Genomic DNA, 14,714 nt, shown 5'->3' on the forward strand with positions numbered 1-14,714 from the left:
CGATCCACGGTGAGATGGAGCCATGAGCACCGCGTCCCTCAACAGCGCCCAACGGACCGACCACCTCGCCACCATGACCGACCCCGCCGGGGTGGACGTCCTCGTCATCGGCGGGGGCGTGACCGGTGCCGGCATCGCGTTGGACGCCGCCACCCGCGGCCTCACCACGGCGATCGTCGAGGCACAGGACTGGGCGTCCGGCACGTCGTCGCGCAGCTCCCGGCTGGTGCACGGCGGCCTGCGCTACCTGTACAACCTCGACTTCAAGCTCGTCGCCGAGGCACTGCATGAGCGCGGGCTGCTGCTCAGCAAGCTGGCCCCCCATCTCGTGAAGGCCCAGCCACTGCTGTGGCCCTTCAAGCAGCCGGTGATCGAGCGCGGTTACTCGACCCTGGGCGTCGGCCTGTACGACGCGATGGCGGTGATCGGGTCCAGGTTCCACTCGGCCGTCCCGATCCAGCGCCACCTGTCGAAGAAGCGGGCGTTGGCCGACTCGCCCTCGCTCGACCCGGCCTCCCTGGTGGGCGCGATGGTCTACCACGACGCCCGCGTGGACGATGCCCGGCTCGTCATCACCCTGGTCCGGACCGCCGTCGCGAACGGTGCCCTGGCGGCATCCCGGACGTCGGTCGTCCGCCTGACCAGGGACGACACCGGCCGGGTGGACGGCGCGGTCATCCGCGACCACGAGGCCGGCGCCGAGCACCGCGTCCGGACTCGCCACGTGATCGGGGCCACCGGTGTCTGGACCGAGGAGACCCAGGCCCTCGCCGGCGCACGCGGCGGCCTGAAGGTGCTGGCGTCCAAGGGCATCCACATCCTCGTGCCACGCGAGCGGATCAGGTCGAGGACCGGCATGTTCCTGCGCACCGAGAAGTCGGTCCTGTTCATCATCCCGTGGCCGCGGTACTGGCTGATCGGGACGACCGACACCGCGTGGCACGAGCAACTCCGCCACCCGGTGCCCACCCGCGACGACATCCGGTACCTGCTCGACCAGGCCAACAAGGTGTTCACGGACAAGCTCACCGAAGGCGACGTCATCGGCACCTGGGCGGGCCTGCGCCCGCTGTTGCAGCCCGGCACCCTCGACCCGTCGTCGTCCACGAAGGTCTCCCGGGAGCACACCGTCACCGAGGCCGCTCCCGGCCTGACGATGATCGCGGGCGGCAAGCTCACCACCTACCGCGTGATGGCCGCCGACGCGGTCGACTTCGCCCTCGGCAAGGAACGCGCCAAGGCGCAGCCGAGCATCACGCACGAGGTGCCCCTGCTCGGGGCGGACGGTTGGTCGGCCTCCCTGGCCCGGGCGGGTACGTTCGGCCAGCGCTACGGCTGGACGGACGCCAAGGTCGCCGAACTGCTCGAGCGGTACGGCTCGGGCCTGAACGACTTCTGCGCCGCGCTGATGGCCGAGCCGGACCTCAACACCCCGCTGGCGGGCGAGCCCGCCTACCTGCGCGGCGAGGTCGCCTGGTCCGTCCTGCACGAGGGCGCCCTGCACCTGGAGGACGTCCTGGTGAACCGAGTCCGGGTCAACGTCGAGCGCCCTGACCGGGGCGAGGCCGTCGTGGACGAGGTGGGCGACCTCGTGGCGTCCCTGCTGGGCTGGAGCGACGAGCGGACGACACGGGAGAAGGCGAACTACCGCGCCCGCATCGCGGCGGAGCTGGCCGCCCAGGAGACGACATCGGACGCCGAGGCGTCCACCGCGCGTCTGGCTGCGGGAGACCTGCTTCCCATGTGAACGAAATCCCGGGGGGCGAGGCCGATCCGGGTGCGCCGGTGCCATGATGGAGCCGTCAGTTCCTCCAGCGAAGAAGGGATCCACCATGGACCACGTGGCAGACGTCGCCCAGTACACCGACTCGGTCGATGAGACCGTCGTCAAGGCCATGGAGAAGGCTTACCGCCTTGTCCTCAGCAACGCCGATACCGCCAGCGTGGCCTACAGCGACCCCGAGGAACTGGAGACCGTCAAGAAGAACTTCCTGATCAAGAAGCTGGGCCTGACCGAGGCGGACGGGCTGGACGAGGGCATCGCCGCGGTCGGCGACAAGCTGAAGGGGGTCCGCCGGAAGTCGCGCCTGACGGTCTACTACCTGCTGGCCGAGCACTTCGGGAAGCTCGACGCGCTGAAGTGACGCGGGCGGCCTGACACCGGCCCACCAAGCGAGAACCGGACCCACGAGGGTGGGTCCGGTTCACTCGGCGGTGGCGGTGGGATTTGAACCCACGGATGGGAGACCCATCACGCGCTTTCGAGGCGCGCTCCTTCGGCCGCTCGGACACGCCACCGTCTGTCAGCTTATCGTGGCGTGTGCCCCCGAATCCAATCGGGCTCAGGGTGTGAGCCGGTGCCCGGCGAAGAAGGCGCGCAACAGGTCGGCGCTCTCGTCGGCCAGCACGCCCCCGATGACCTCGACGCGGTGGTTCAGGCGCGGGTCACGCACGATGTCGAAGACGGACGCCACGGCCCCCGCCTTCGCGTCCAGGGCGCCGTAGACGAGGCGGCCCACGCGGGCGTTGACGATGGCGCCGGCGCACATGGCGCAGGGCTCGAGGGTGACCACCAGGGTGCAGTCCTCGAAGGACCAGCCGCGGTCGGTGCGCGACCGTCCGGCGGCCGCACGGCGCAGGACGAGCGCCTCGGCGTGTGCCGTGGGGTCCCCGGTGAGTTCGCGCTCGTTGCCGGCGGCCGCCAGGAGCGTGTCGTCGGGCCCCAGCAGCACGGCCCCGATGGGGACGTCCCCGTGGGCCGCGGCCGCGGCCCCCTCGGCGAGGGCACGGCGCATGGCCGGGAGCCAGCGCGTCCCACCGGTCACGGACGGCTCACAGGCCGAAGCCGCGGGCCACCTTGTCGTAGACGCTCGCGAAGCCGAGCTTCTCGACGATGGCCTCGATCGACTCGAGCGGGTCGGCCTCCTCATCCGACGTGAGGGACTCCAGCTCCATCTCGGAGAAACCGGCGTCGGCGAAGAGGTCGAAGTCACCCACGGGCTCGGAGTCGTCCTCTTCGTCGGGGAGGTCGAGACCGAGGAAGTCGACGGCGTCGCGGGCGATCGGCCAGTCCAGCGACGCGGAGATGTCGGAGAGCAGCAGTTCGATCTTGCGGCCGCGCACCCGGACGATGACGAAGAAGTCGGAGTCGATGCTGACGACGCCCACGGCGCCGGCGTCCCCGGGGACGCGCCGCAACTCGTCGATCAGGCCGTCGAGGTCGTTGGCGAGTTCCTTGTCGAGCGCGATGGCGGCCGGCTCACCGTCCTCCCGGTACAACGCCGCGATGATGTCGATGTCGTCCTCGCCCGCGTCCTCGGGGTAGTCGTCCTCATCATCATCATCATCATCGTCGCCATCGTCATCGTCGTCATCATCGACGTCTTCTTCGTCGTCGTCGTAATCGCTCTCGTCGCGACGCGGGGCGAGGGCGGAGTAGTCGTTCTCCTCGGCCTCATCGATACCCGGCCGGTCGTCGCCGCGGTCAGCGAGCTCTGCGTCGAATTCGTCGTCACGTCCGGCCATGGTGGTCTCCCTTCCCCGGCCCCCATCGTGTCAGACTCCCGGGCAATCGGCACTCCCGTTGCGCCCACTGGCACGACTCGGAACGCGGAGACTCCCCCGCCTGCAAGAATGTCCCCGTGGAACTCATCGCCGTGGATCATCCGCTCGTCGCCCACAAGGTCCGCCTGTTGCGGGACGTCGAGACCGACTCCCCCACCTTCCGTCGCCTGGTCGACGAGCTGGTCACGCTCCTCTCGTACGAGGCGACCCGCGAGGTGCGCATCGAGGAGGTCGCGGTCACCACGCCGGTCACCACCACGACCGGGGCCCGCCTGTCCCACCCGCTCCCCCTCGTCGTCCCCATCCTGAGGGCCGGTCTGGGGATGCTCGACGGCATGATGCGCGTGATGCCGACCGCCGAGGTCGGGTTCGTGGGCATGGTCCGCGACGAGGAGACCCTGGAGCCGTTCACGTATGCGGAACGGCTCCCGCACGACCTGTCCGGACGCCAGTGCTACGTCCTCGACCCCATGCTGGCCACCGGCGGCTCGCTGGGCGGCACGGTCAAGTTCCTCGTGGATCGGGGTGCCGACCACATCACCTGCATCTGCCTGCTCGCCGCACCCGAGGGCATCGAACGCATGCGCGCACTGGTCGACCCCATCGGCGTCCCGTGCACCCTCGTGGTTGCCGCGGTGGACGAGAAGCTCAACGAGCACGGCTACATCGTGCCGGGCCTCGGTGACGCCGGCGACCGCCTCTACGGGCTGGCTGACTGACCGGCCCACGGCCCGGCCAGGTCGCGGCGCCTCTCCGCCTCCCGGCCGGCCAGGGCCAGGCCCAGTAGGGTCGCACCCACGCTGCCCAGGATCCCGGCGATCAGGCCGGGGCCGACCCACCAACCGCCCTTGCCCAGCGGGCGCACCACGGTCACCGTCGCCGCCCCGGCCGCCGCGCCCACCGCGATGGCGAGTCGTGCCGCACGGCCGGCACCGTGCGTCCGGGAACCGGCGGCCGCCGCACCCAGGGCAGCCGCCCCCAGCGACACCGCCAGGTCGGTGGCGGCGGCCCGGTCCTTGCCGATCCAGGCGTCCGGGCGCCCGGCCAGGTCCCAGTGGTTGGGGAGCCGGTCGGGCAACGAACGCCCACGGACCACGTAGTGCGCGACCACCGCACTCGCCAGCAGGGTCGGCACCGCCGCCCCGAGCACGAACGCGTCGTGCGGGGTGTTGGCGAAGGGCTCGCCCTCGGCGTCCGGCTCGTCGGATCCCTCGGGAGAGACCGGGCCGAGGTCGGCCGCCGCGGACGTTCCGGGCTTGAGCCGGTCGAGTGAGGAGATCATCGGGAGGACTCCTTGATCAGGTCGTCGAGCGTGTCGCGGACGGAAGCCCAGGCCGCGAGCTGGTCGGCGTGGGCGGACTGTCCGGCCGGGGTGAGGCGGTAGTACTTGCGGGGAGGGCCGATGGGCGACTCCTCCCACGAGGACGCGATGAGCCCGGCCTTGAGGAGGCGGGACAGGAGCGGGTACACCGTGCCGCCGGTGAGGGCGAGCGCGGGGCGGGATGCCAGCTCGTCCACGACCTGCGAGCCGTAGCGCTCCCCCCGAGCCAGCAGGCCGAGCACCGCGAGCTCCACCACGCCGCGGCGGATCTGGGCGGTTCGGTCGCCTGCCATGTGTACATGGTACCACCCAGTACCTTGTAGCGCATGGCTGCTGGTGTTGCCGCGGCTGCGTTCGGCACGCCTGCGCGCCGGAGCGGAGCCGCCCTTGGCTGCGGGCCGACGCCCTGACAGGATCGAGGCATGCATTCGCGTCTGGCGGAGATCTTCCCGCCCCTGGGCCTGCGCATCACGTGCGGGCCGCTGGAGCTGCGCGGCATCGGCGACGTCGAGATGCTCGCGCTGCTCAAGGTGGTCCAGGGTGGGATCCACTCCCCCGAGCGCATGCCCTTCCTGTTCCCCTGGACGGACGCCTCCGACGAGGACCTCCCGCTCAACTACCTGCAGTGGTGGGCGCGCGGCATGGCCACGTGGACCACCGAGGCCTGGGCACTCGATCTGTGCGTCCTGTGGGAGGGCGAGGTCGTCGGCGTCCAGGGCGTCGCGACCCAGGACTTCCTGACCTTCCGCTACGGCGAGACGGGCTCCTGGCTGGGAACCGCGTTCCAGGGCCGTGGGATCGGGACATTGATGCGCCGGGCGTTGTGCGCGTTCCTCTTCGACCACCTGGACTTCGAGTTCATCACCTCGTCGGCGTTCGACGACAACCCCCTGTCCCTGCGGGTCAGCGAGAAGCTCGGCTACCGCGAGAACGGCGTCGACTGGAAGCAGCCGCGCGGGGAGCGGGTGATCTCGCGCCGGCTGCTCCTGTTGCCGGAGGACTTCGTGCGCGGCGACCCCATCAGCGTCGAGGGCGCCGCATCCATGCGCCGGTTCATCGGCCTCGACACCCCAGCCCCACACTGATCCGACTCCACTGGATCGGCGGGGTCAGCCGATGAGCGAGCGGGCCACGTTGGGGTAGTTCGTGATCACGGCGTCCACCCCGAGGCGGACCATGCGCTTGATGTCGTCCGGCTCGTTGACCGTCCAGACATGGACGCCGAGACCGTGATCGTGGCTCTTCTCGACGACCTTGCGGCGGGTGGCCGCCACGGACGGGTGCAGCGCCGAGGCGCCCAGCCTGCCAGCGTACTGCCAGGGCTTCCAGAGGGGTTCGGAGTAGAGCGCCCCCAGCGTGAGCGGCGTGCCGAGGCGGACGAGGTGGCGGATCGAGTAGTGGTTGAACGTCGAGATCACCACCCGGGACGCCATGTCGAACGCGTCGACCAGGGCCAGGACACGCTCCTCAAGACCCTGGTAGGCCATGCGCGAGTTCTTCAACTCGACGTTGACCACCGTGTCGAGGTCGCGCACGAGCTCGAACACCTCACCCAGGGTCGGGATGCGCGTGCCGGCGAACTTCTCGAACCCGTGGCCGGCGTCGAGGCGGCGGAGGTCCTCGAGACTGTGGTCGGCGACCCAGCCGGTGCCGTTGGTCGTCCGCTCCAGCGTCTCGTCGTGGATGACGACCACCTCGTCGTCGCGCGTCAGCTGGACGTCGAGCTCGAACGCGTCGGCGCCCTGCTGCAGGGCGAGCTCGAAGGCGGGGATGGTGTTCTCCGGCGCGTAGCCGCTCGCGCCACGGTGGGCCCAGACCTCGGTCATGGCGAGCATCGTGGCAGGGCCAGTCAACGAAACGGTTAACGGTCCGGCCCACAAGCACTGAACTGTGAACGAGCCCACCCTCACCCTCGTGGGAGCGGGGGGACGATAGTTTCCCCCTCGTGAGAGAAGCCACTCCGATCGATGCCATCGCCGAGGACCACACGCGCGCGCTGATCGATCTCAGTCCCCTGCTCGGAACCATGCTGGGCGTCCCCGGCCGCGACCACCTGTCCGACGACCTGTCGCCGGCCGGCCACCAGGCCCTGGCCGACCTGGACCGGAGCACCCTGGCGCGACTCGACGCCGCCCCCGTGTCGGACGCCACGGACGAGGTCACCCTCGCCGCGATGCGCGACCGGCTGGGGCTGGAGTTGGAGTCCTTCGAAGCGGGCGACCACCTGCGGAACCTCGACAACATCGCGTCACCGATCCAGAACCTGCGGAACGTGTTCGACCTGATGCCCACGGCCACCGCCGAGCAGTGGGCTGACATCGCCGGACGCATGGCAGCGCTGGCGTCCTCGATCGACGGGTACATCGAGACCCTGCGCTCCGGTGTCGTCGCCGGCAACACCCCCGCGATCCGCCAGGTGGAGCTGGCCGTCGCCGAGACCCGCGGCCTCGCCGACGAGGGCACCTCCTTCTTCACCACCTTCGCCCGCGGCGCCCGGCCGCACGGCGCGGCCCCCACCGGCGCGTTGGCCTCCGACCTCGCCCGGGGCGCCGCCGCGGCCCGCGAGGCCCATGGCCGCCTGGCGGAGTTCCTCCGCGACGAACTCGCGCCGGCTGCCCGTCGGGAGGACGCCGCCGGCCGGGACCTCTACCAGCGCATGTCACGGCGGTTCGTGGGAGCCACCATCGACCTGGACGAGACCTACGAGTGGGGCGTCGAGGAACTCGCACGGATCACCGCCGAGCAGGAGTCCCTGGCCCGCGCGATCGCGGGGCCGGGCGCAGGCGTCGCCGACGCCGTCCGCGTCCTGGACGAGGATCCTGCACGCACGCTCCACGGGACCGACGCCCTGCGCGCCTGGATGCAGACCACCGCTGACGAGGCCGTGACGGCGCTCAACGGCGTCCACTTCGACATCCCCCAGAAACTGCGGACCATCGAGGCGATGATCGCCCCGACGCAGTCCGGCGGCATCTACTACACGGGGCCGACCGATGACTTCAGCCGTCCGGGCCGGATGTGGTGGAGCGTCCCCCCGGGCGTCACCACGTTCAACACCTGGCGCGAGAAGACGACCGTCTACCACGAGGGCGTCCCCGGCCACCACTTGCAGATCGGGCAGGCCGTGCACAACGCGGACCAGCTCAACTGGTGGCGGCGCCAGATCTGCTGGCTGTCCGGACACGGCGAGGGCTGGGCGCTCTACTCGGAGCGCTTGATGGAGGAGTTCGGTTTCCTCGAGGATCCGGGCGACCGCTTCGGGATGCTCGACGCCCAACGCCTGCGGGCGACCCGCGTGGTGCTGGACCTCGGCGTCCACCTCGGCAAGCCCGCCTTCGACCGCTACGGCGGCGGCACCTGGGATCACGACAAGGCCTGGCAGTTGCTGGTCGACAACGTGAACATGGAGGAGGGTTTCCTCCGCTTCGAGTTGCACCGCTACCTCGGTTGGCCGGGACAGGCGCCCTCCTACAAGGTGGGGCAGCGGATCTGGGAGCAGATCCGGGCCGACGTGGCCACGGCCGCGAAGGCGCGCGGCGAGCAGTTCTCGCTCAAGGAGTTCCACTCCGGGGCGCTGAACCTCGGCTCACTGCCCCTGGACGTCCTGCGGAGTGCCTTGGTCGGCTGACTGCTTCGGACTCACTCCGGGCGTAGCGCCCCCTGGACCACATGGCGCTACGCGCGATACCTCAGGGTGAAGGACGTCTGGATCGGTTGCCTCTGGCCGCCCACGTGGACGACGTCGGCGCCTTCGACGGTGAGCTGACTGGCGTGGTGGCGGAGTGCCCGCTGGAGCAACACCAGGTGTTGGGGGGTGTCGATGCGCTCGCCGGGTTCGGTGTCGGGGTCGGATGCGACCTCCCAGAAGGGAACGCCCAATGCGGCCGCCGCGGCACGGCTCGGCTCATGGAGGGCGACGTGGTCCGGGTGGCCGTAGCCACCGTGCGAGTCGTAGCCCACGACGGCGTCCGCGTGGACCGCGCGGGCATACGCGACGATGTCGGCGGCCACTTCGGCGGGGGGCGCGTTGGTCAGGGAGTCCGGCCCGGCCTGGTCGCCCGGTCCCGCGACGGTCTGTACCTCATCGAGCCACCGCATGCCGGAGTCGGTGTAGCGACGCGGCGCCAGCGCCTCGGCGCGGGCGGGCGGCTCGCCCAGGAAGCCGTGCTCACGCACCCCCAGGACGCGGCAGGCCGCGGCGACTTCGCCCTCGCGGTGGACCGTGAGCTCGGGCGTCCCGACCAGGGGGGACAGCGGGCCGTCCACCACCTCGCCCTGCTCGCCGCGCGTGGCGGTGAGAACCGCCACCCGGACGCCCCGGGCCGTGAGTTCGGCGATCAGGCCGCCTGTGGCCAGCGTCTCGTCGTCGGGGTGCGCGTGGACGAGGAGGACGCCAGCCCGGTCGAAGATCGAGTCAGCCATGGCGCCACCTTACGGCCACGGCTCTTCGTGCGCCGCCCCACCGGCTGAGCCGGGGCCCGTCACCGGTGCTGCTGGGTACGTGCTAGGCAGCGGGGTCGGGTTCCAGCGCCTCACCCAGCAGCCGCACGGCCTCGGAGTCCGCCAGGCCAAGGGCTCGAATCCGGCTCAGGTAGTCACGGGCGGCCGCGGCGCCTTCCCGGCGAGCGGAGGCATCGGTGCCGACGATGAAGGAGCCGAGACGTCCGCGGGTCTCGAGGATGCCGGCGGCCTCGAGCTCGCGGTAGGCACGGGCGACGGTGTTGGGGGCGACGCCGAGTTCGGCGGCGAGGTGACGGACGGGCGGCAGGCGGTGGTTGGCGGGCAGCTCACCGGAGGTCCGCTGCTCGATGATCTGCTTCTTGACCTGCTCGTACGGCGGGGTCGGGAGACCCGGGTCGACGATCAGCACGCGGCACCTCCCTGGGGACGCCGATACTGTAGCAATACAAACCCGCGCCGCGCGATAGATTGGTCCCGTGAACCAGCCTCTCCTCTTCGAGCCCCTCCGCCTGCGCGAGCTGACCGTCCGCAACCGCGCTTGGGTGCCTCCGATGTGCCAATACTCCGTGGACGCCCAGGACGGCGTCCCGAACGCGTGGCACAGCGTGCACTACGGCAGCTTCGCCATCGGCGGGTTCGGGCTCATCATCGCCGAGGCGACCGGCGTCAGCCCCGAGGGCCGGATCTCCCCGTTCGACACCGGCCTCTGGAACGACGAGCAGGTTCAGGCGTGGGCCCCGATCGTGGACTTCGCCCATGCCCAGGGCGCGGCGATGTCCGTCCAGCTGGGCCATGCCGGCCGCAAGGCCAGCACGAACCGCTGGTGGCCGGGTCACCCCGACCGCGTGCTGCCCCCCGAGGAGGGCGGCTGGCGTCCGGTCGGCCCCGTCGACGAGGCGGCCGCCGACGCCCTGACCGAACCGGAGATCGAGGCGGTCATCGAGGCGTTCGCCCAAGCCGCGCGCCGCGCGGACGCCGCGGGTTTCGACGCCGTCGAGATCCATGCCGCGCACGGCTACCTGCTGCACCAGTTCTACTCGCCGCTGTCCAACACCCGCACCGACGCCTGGGGTGGCGACCACGCGGGCCGGACGCGCCTCGTCCGCCGGGTCGCCGAGGCCGTGCGCGCGTCGTTCCCGCAGAACAAGCCCGTGCTCATCCGCCTGTCCGCGACCGACTGGGTGGAGGGCGGATGGACGATCGAGGACTCGGTCCGGCTGTGCAGCGACCTGCGCGAGCTCGGCGTCGACCTGGTCGACGTGTCCTCGGGCGGCGTGGCCCCGGCCCGCATCCCGGCCGGACCCGGCTACCAGGTCGACTTCGCGCAACGCATCCGCGTGGCCACGGGGCTGCCGACCGCGGCCGTGGGCCTCATCACCGACCCCACCCACGCCGAGGCGATCATCGCGAACGGTCGCGCGGACGCCGTGCTGCTCGGCCGGGCGGCGATGCGCGAACCCAACTGGCCCCTGCGCGCGGCGCACGCCCTCGGCGTCCGGCCCGAGGACGCGCCCTACGCGCCGGCCCGCTGGCGCAGCCACTACGGCAGCTGAGCCCGGCGTGCAGCGGAGTCAGTTGTCGTGGAACAGGTCTCGGGTGTAGACCTTGTCGGCCACGTCGGCGAGTTCCGCGTGCATCCGGTTGGCGACGATCAGGTCGGCGCGCGCCTTGAACTCGTCGAGGTCGCGGACGACCTCGGAGCGGAAGAACTCGTCGTCGGCCAGCAGCGGCTCGTAGAGGATCACCGGAACGCCCTTGGCCTTGATCCGCTTCATGATCCCCTGCACCGAGGACTCGCGGAAGTTGTCCGAGCCGGCCTTCATCGCCAGGCGATGGATGCCCACCACCTTGGGCCGACGCTTGAGGATGTCGAAGGCGATGAAGTCCTTCCGGGTGGCGTTGGAGTCCACCACGGCCCGGATCAGGTTCTGGGGCACGAACCGGTAGTTCGCGAGCAACTGCTGGGTGTCCTTGGGCAGGCAGTAGCCGCCGTACCCGAACGACGGGTTGTTGTAGTGGCTGCCGATGCGGGGGTCCAGCCCGACGCCCTCGACGATCTGGCGGGTGTCGAGCCCGTGCTGCAGGGCGTAGGAGTCGAGTTCGTTGAAGTACGCCACGCGCAGCGCCAGGTACGTGTTGGAGAACAGCTTGATGGCCTCCGCCTCGGACGCCCCGGTGAACAGGACACGCACGTCCGGCTCCAGCGACCCCTCGGCGAGCAGCGCCGCGAACCGTTCGGCATCCGGGCCCGGGTCGGCCACGATGATGCGGCTGGGGTGCAGGTTGTCGTGCAGGGCCCTGCCCTCACGCAGGAACTCCGGGGAGAAGAGGATCGTCCGGCCGGGGTGCCGCTCCCGGATCCCCTCGGTGAACCCCACCGGGACCGTCGACTTGATCACGACCACGGCGTCCGGGTTGACCGCCGACGCCTCGACCACGGACTCGACCGTGGAGGTGTCGAAGTAGTCCAGCTCCGTGTCGTAGTTGGTCGGGGTGGCGATGATGATGAAGTCCGCACCCGCGTACGCCTCGGCCGGATCGGTCGTGGCCCGCAGGGAGAGGTCGCCGCGCGCGAGGAAGGAGCTGATGTCGGCATCCTCGATCGGGGACCGGCCGGCGTTGACCTGGGCCGCCCGGTCCGGGTTGACCTCCAGGGCCACCACGTCGTGGCGTTGCGCGAGCAGGACGGCGGACGCCATGCCGACATAGCCGAGCCCGATGACGGTGATGCGGGAGCGATTCATGGGAAACACACTAGGGATCGCGCATGAGCGGAAGGTGAACGATCCACGATGCCGGGGTCATTGATTACTCTCGGCCCATGAGTCACCACGATTCCGGCAGGAGAGCCACATGATCGACCCCCGCAAGCTGGGCGCGTTCGTGGTGGTCGCGGAGGAACTCCACTTCGGACGCGCTGCCGACCGGCTCATCGTGGCCCAGCCCGCCCTCTCCCAGACGATCAAGGCCCTCGAGGCGGACGTGGGCGTCCGGCTGTTCGACCGTTCCACCCGCCGCGTGGAACTGACGCCGGCGGGGGCGCGGTTCCTCGACCGCGCCCGTACGATCCTGAAGACGATCGATGAGGCGCTGGACGAGGCCCGGCGCATCGACTCGGGCGAGGAGGGGGCGCTGCGCCTGGGCTTCATCGGGTCCGCCAGCTTCGGGCTCATGCCGGCGCTGGCGCGCGCCCTCGGCGAGGAACTGCCGCGCCTGCAACTCGACCTCACCGGCGACCTCCTCAGCAGTCAAGTGGCGATGCGGCTGGCGGACGGATCCCTGGATGTCGGGATCCTGCGCCCGGTTGAGCTGGCCCCGGGCCTGCGAAGCCGCGTGCTGCGCTCCGAGCCCCTCGTCGCCGCGCTCCCGACGGGCCACGCCGCGAGCGCACCGGTCGCCCTGGCCGACCTCGCCGGGGAACCGTTCGTCGCCTACCCCGCCTCGACGTCCGCCATGGCCACGGCCTTGGCCGAGGCGTGCCGGGCCGCGGGCTTCACCCCGAGGATCCGCGCGGAGGTGCGGGAGACGGCCACGTTGGTCGCCTTCGTCGCCTCGGGCCTGGGCGTCGCGCTGGTGCCCCAAGGGGTCGCACACCTGCGGATCCCGGGGGTGGAGTACGTGCCGTTGGCCGACGAGACGACGATCGACCTCCTCGCCGCGTGGCCGTCGGACGCCCCGGCCGCGGCAGACCGCGTCGTCGCGCGGCTCACCCAGCTGGCCGCGGACCAGGCCTGACGGGATCCGGGACGGCCGGATCGATCAGAGCACCCCACCGAAGACCTGCACCAGCAGGATCTTCACGATGATGCCGAGGGCGAACAGCGCGGCGTAGCCGTTCTCGATCCGCTCGTCGTCGAGCCGGGACGTCGCGTAGGTCAACACGGCGGGCTGGCCGACGAAGCCGGCGAGCCCACCGGCGGTCCGCGGGGCGCTCAGGCCCAGCACACGCCCTCCGATCGCGAACGCGGCCGCGCTGATGCCGACCACCGCGACGCCGACGGCGCCGGCACGCAGGCCGGTCGGGGAGAACGCGGACGCGGCGAAGGCCGGTCCGGACGCCAGCCCGACGGCCGCGAGGAACAACAGCAGGCCCAACTGCCGAATGGTCAGGTTCGCCGACAGCGGGACCTCCCAGTTCAGTGGACCGGTCCGGTGCAGGGCGCCGAGCACCATGCCGACGACGAGGGGGCCGGCCGCCGAACCCAGCGAGAAGTGGGCACCGCCGCCGAGCGGGATGGACACCGCACCCAGCAGCAGGCCCAGCGACAGCCCCAGGCCGAGGGCCAGCGCGTCCACCTCGGACACCTTGCGCTCGGAGTCCCCGAGGTGGCGGGCCACGGCGTCCATCTCGGAGCGCGGAACGACGGCCAGCACGCGGTCGCCGAGTTGCAGGACGAGGTCGTCCCGCGCGAGCAGGTCGGTGTCGCCCCGCAGCACACGCGTCAGGACCCCGCCGTGGCGACTGGGCAGGTTGAGGGAGGCGACCGTCCGGCCGGCGACCGAGGGGTCGGAGACGAGGAAACGGCGGAAGTCCACGTCCTGGCGGTCGTCGGTCAGCGTGCCCTCCGAGGCTTGCCCGAGGAAGGCGACCGCGGCGTCCACCGCCGCCGGGGCACCGACGACCAGGACGAGGTCGTCCGGCTGGAGGAGCTCGCCGGGGGCGAGCACACGCGTCCGGCCGCCGCGGACGAGGTAGCTCATCTTGATGGTCTCGTCGGACCACCCCGGCACCTCGCGCAGGGACGCCTCCCGCTCGACATGGGTCGACGTGGCGACGATGCCCTCCGCGGCGGCACTGCGGGGGTCCTTGGCCTCGGGCCAGGTGCGGGTGACCAGCGCCCCCACGGCGATGATGGCGAGCACGACGCCCACCGGGTACCCGATCGAGTAGCCGACGGCGGCGTTGGGGCTGCCGGTGCTGGCGGTGGCCGCCGCCAACGCGGGCGTCGACGTGAGCGCGCCGGCGAAGGTGCCGGCGATGAAGCCGGCGTCCAGGCCGAGGCCCGTTCCGACGGCGACGGCCGTGGCGAAGGCGAGGAGTGCCGTCACCACGGCGAGCGACAGCAGGGGCAACTGCCGGCGCAGGTCGGCGAAGAACGTCTCGCCGGCGGCCAGTCCGACCATGTAGACGAACAGCCCCAGGCCCAGTTGCTGGACGCCGGCAAGGCCCTGGCCCACACCCGGAACGACCGACCCCACCGCCAGTCCGACGAAGAGCGCGCCTGCGGCACCGAAGCGGATGGGGCCGAACGGGATCATCCCGACTGCCGCTCCCAGCGCGACGACGACCATGATCGCGAGCAGCGGCGAGCCGGCCAGCAGTTCCATGTTTCGACCCTATTCCACCGGGCGCCCCGGTGTCGGGCAC

General features: G+C 71.3%; 16 protein-coding genes and 1 tRNA gene. 7 read left to right on the top strand and 10 right to left on the bottom strand.

Annotation, left to right across the window (positions count from 1 at the left end; genetic code table 11):
* Positions 1 to 22 precede the first annotated feature (22 nt).
* Together AC5YDA_RS08315 and AC5YDA_RS08320 are read left to right on the top strand one after the other, a co-directional pair.
* Positions 23 to 1,747, top strand: coding sequence for a glycerol-3-phosphate dehydrogenase/oxidase (locus AC5YDA_RS08315; RefSeq protein WP_496188925.1), 1,725 nt, complete (start codon positions 23 to 25; stop codon positions 1,745 to 1,747).
* An 85-nt stretch (positions 1,748 to 1,832) separates the two neighbouring features.
* Positions 1,833 to 2,144: a DUF2853 family protein gene (locus tag AC5YDA_RS08320; RefSeq protein WP_496188926.1), complete on the top strand. Its 312-nt coding sequence runs from the start codon at positions 1,833 to 1,835 to the stop codon at positions 2,142 to 2,144.
* Positions 2,145 to 2,212: 68 nt separating this feature from the next.
* Here AC5YDA_RS08320 and AC5YDA_RS08325 read toward each other — a convergent pair.
* The 3 genes from AC5YDA_RS08325 to AC5YDA_RS08335 all read right to left on the bottom strand — a co-directional run bounded on the left by AC5YDA_RS08325 (position 2,213) and on the right by AC5YDA_RS08335 (position 3,525).
* Positions 2,213 to 2,298: transfer RNA gene (locus AC5YDA_RS08325), tRNA-Ser, on the bottom strand.
* A 44-nt stretch (positions 2,299 to 2,342) separates the two neighbouring features.
* A complete protein-coding gene (locus tag AC5YDA_RS08330) occupies positions 2,343 to 2,795 on the bottom strand; it encodes a nucleoside deaminase (protein ID WP_496188927.1) in 453 nt (150 codons plus the stop codon).
* 37 nt (positions 2,796 to 2,832) lie between these two features.
* Positions 2,833 to 3,525: a tRNA adenosine deaminase-associated protein gene (locus tag AC5YDA_RS08335; RefSeq protein WP_496188928.1), complete on the bottom strand. Its 693-nt coding sequence runs from the start codon at positions 3,523 to 3,525 to the stop codon at positions 2,833 to 2,835.
* A gap of 131 nt (positions 3,526 to 3,656) precedes the next feature.
* Between AC5YDA_RS08335 and upp the strand changes: the two genes are divergently transcribed.
* Positions 3,657 to 4,283: a uracil phosphoribosyltransferase gene (gene upp / locus AC5YDA_RS08340; protein ID WP_496189085.1), complete on the top strand. Its 627-nt coding sequence runs from the start codon at positions 3,657 to 3,659 to the stop codon at positions 4,281 to 4,283.
* Here the strand turns inward: upp and AC5YDA_RS08345 are convergent.
* Positions 4,265 to 4,846 (bottom strand): hypothetical protein, encoded by a 582-nt coding sequence (locus AC5YDA_RS08345; protein WP_496188929.1) that lies wholly within the window; start codon positions 4,844 to 4,846, stop codon positions 4,265 to 4,267. The two genes, upp and AC5YDA_RS08345, sit on opposite strands and share 19 nt — an antisense overlap.
* Positions 4,843 to 5,178, bottom strand: coding sequence for a PadR family transcriptional regulator (locus tag AC5YDA_RS08350; protein ID WP_496188930.1), 336 nt, complete (start codon positions 5,176 to 5,178; stop codon positions 4,843 to 4,845). The genes AC5YDA_RS08345 and AC5YDA_RS08350 overlap by 4 nt, the downstream gene beginning before the upstream one ends.
* 129 nt (positions 5,179 to 5,307) lie before the next feature.
* Between AC5YDA_RS08350 and AC5YDA_RS08355 the strand changes: the two genes are divergently transcribed.
* Complete coding sequence (locus AC5YDA_RS08355) at positions 5,308 to 5,970, top strand: GNAT family N-acetyltransferase (protein ID WP_496188931.1); 663 nt, start codon at positions 5,308 to 5,310, stop codon at positions 5,968 to 5,970.
* A gap of 24 nt (positions 5,971 to 5,994) precedes the next feature.
* Here the strand turns inward: AC5YDA_RS08355 and AC5YDA_RS08360 are convergent, their stop codons facing one another.
* A complete protein-coding gene (locus tag AC5YDA_RS08360) occupies positions 5,995 to 6,711 on the bottom strand; it encodes a glycerophosphodiester phosphodiesterase (protein WP_496188932.1) in 717 nt (238 codons plus the stop codon).
* A 119-nt stretch (positions 6,712 to 6,830) separates the two neighbouring features.
* Between AC5YDA_RS08360 and AC5YDA_RS08365 the strand changes: the two genes are divergently transcribed.
* On the top strand, positions 6,831 to 8,513 hold the full coding sequence (locus AC5YDA_RS08365; RefSeq protein WP_496188933.1) for a DUF885 domain-containing protein: 1,683 nt from the start codon (positions 6,831 to 6,833) through the stop codon (positions 8,511 to 8,513).
* A gap of 47 nt (positions 8,514 to 8,560) precedes the next feature.
* Here the strand turns inward: AC5YDA_RS08365 and AC5YDA_RS08370 are convergent, their stop codons facing one another.
* Both AC5YDA_RS08370 and AC5YDA_RS08375 read right to left on the bottom strand, forming a co-directional pair.
* A complete protein-coding gene (locus AC5YDA_RS08370) occupies positions 8,561 to 9,307 on the bottom strand; it encodes a PIG-L family deacetylase (RefSeq protein ID WP_496188934.1) in 747 nt (248 codons plus the stop codon).
* A gap of 82 nt (positions 9,308 to 9,389) precedes the next feature.
* The gene (locus AC5YDA_RS08375; RefSeq protein WP_496188935.1) at positions 9,390 to 9,755 is read right to left on the bottom strand and encodes a GntR family transcriptional regulator; all 366 of its coding nucleotides are present in this window, start codon (positions 9,753 to 9,755) and stop codon (positions 9,390 to 9,392) included.
* A gap of 67 nt (positions 9,756 to 9,822) precedes the next feature.
* Between AC5YDA_RS08375 and AC5YDA_RS08380 the strand changes: the two genes are divergently transcribed.
* Positions 9,823 to 10,899 carry an NADH:flavin oxidoreductase/NADH oxidase gene (locus AC5YDA_RS08380; RefSeq protein ID WP_496188936.1) on the top strand — a complete coding sequence of 359 codons (1,077 nt, stop codon included), beginning with the start codon at positions 9,823 to 9,825 and terminating at the stop codon, positions 10,897 to 10,899.
* A gap of 18 nt (positions 10,900 to 10,917) precedes the next feature.
* Here AC5YDA_RS08380 and AC5YDA_RS08385 read toward each other — a convergent pair whose 3' ends face one another.
* Positions 10,918 to 12,090 carry a nucleotide sugar dehydrogenase gene (locus tag AC5YDA_RS08385; protein WP_496188937.1) on the bottom strand — a complete coding sequence of 391 codons (1,173 nt, stop codon included), beginning with the start codon at positions 12,088 to 12,090 and terminating at the stop codon, positions 10,918 to 10,920.
* Between the two features lie 109 nt (positions 12,091 to 12,199).
* On the opposite strand from AC5YDA_RS08385, the gene AC5YDA_RS08390 reads away from it, so the two are divergent.
* Positions 12,200 to 13,081, top strand: coding sequence for a LysR substrate-binding domain-containing protein (locus AC5YDA_RS08390; RefSeq protein ID WP_496188938.1), 882 nt, complete (start codon positions 12,200 to 12,202; stop codon positions 13,079 to 13,081).
* Positions 13,082 to 13,105: 24 nt separating this feature from the next.
* On the opposite strand, the gene AC5YDA_RS08395 is transcribed toward AC5YDA_RS08390, so the two are convergent.
* Positions 13,106 to 14,674, bottom strand: coding sequence for an aspartate:alanine exchanger family transporter (locus tag AC5YDA_RS08395; protein ID WP_496192922.1), 1,569 nt, complete (start codon positions 14,672 to 14,674; stop codon positions 13,106 to 13,108).
* Between the last annotated feature and the right edge of the window lie 40 nt (positions 14,675 to 14,714).

It is taken from the genome of Propioniciclava sp. LT294 (assembly GCF_059516005.1).

What these genes read in the sequence shown, in the direction of transcription:
- AC5YDA_RS08315 (WP_496188925.1), top strand. Translation starts at nt 23, where the DNA reads ATGAGCACCGCGTCCCTCAACAGCGCCCAACGGACCGACCACCTCGCC.
- AC5YDA_RS08320 (WP_496188926.1), top strand. Translation starts at nt 1,833, where the DNA reads ATGGACCACGTGGCAGACGTCGCCCAGTACACCGACTCGGTCGATGAG.
- AC5YDA_RS08330 (WP_496188927.1), bottom strand. Translation starts at nt 2,795, where the DNA reads ATGCGCCGTGCCCTCGCCGAGGGGGCCGCGGCCGCGGCCCACGGGGAC.
- AC5YDA_RS08335 (WP_496188928.1), bottom strand. Translation starts at nt 3,525, where the DNA reads ATGGCCGGACGTGACGACGAATTCGACGCAGAGCTCGCTGACCGCGGC.
- AC5YDA_RS08345 (WP_496188929.1), bottom strand. Translation starts at nt 4,846, where the DNA reads ATGATCTCCTCACTCGACCGGCTCAAGCCCGGAACGTCCGCGGCGGCC.
- AC5YDA_RS08350 (WP_496188930.1), bottom strand. Translation starts at nt 5,178, where the DNA reads ATGGCAGGCGACCGAACCGCCCAGATCCGCCGCGGCGTGGTGGAGCTC.
- AC5YDA_RS08355 (WP_496188931.1), top strand. Translation starts at nt 5,308, where the DNA reads ATGCATTCGCGTCTGGCGGAGATCTTCCCGCCCCTGGGCCTGCGCATC.
- AC5YDA_RS08360 (WP_496188932.1), bottom strand. Translation starts at nt 6,711, where the DNA reads ATGACCGAGGTCTGGGCCCACCGTGGCGCGAGCGGCTACGCGCCGGAG.
- AC5YDA_RS08370 (WP_496188934.1), bottom strand. Translation starts at nt 9,307, where the DNA reads ATGGCTGACTCGATCTTCGACCGGGCTGGCGTCCTCCTCGTCCACGCG.
- AC5YDA_RS08385 (WP_496188937.1), bottom strand. Translation starts at nt 12,090, where the DNA reads ATGAATCGCTCCCGCATCACCGTCATCGGGCTCGGCTATGTCGGCATG.
- AC5YDA_RS08390 (WP_496188938.1), top strand. Translation starts at nt 12,200, where the DNA reads ATGATCGACCCCCGCAAGCTGGGCGCGTTCGTGGTGGTCGCGGAGGAA.
- AC5YDA_RS08395 (WP_496192922.1), bottom strand. Translation starts at nt 14,674, where the DNA reads ATGGAACTGCTGGCCGGCTCGCCGCTGCTCGCGATCATGGTCGTCGTC.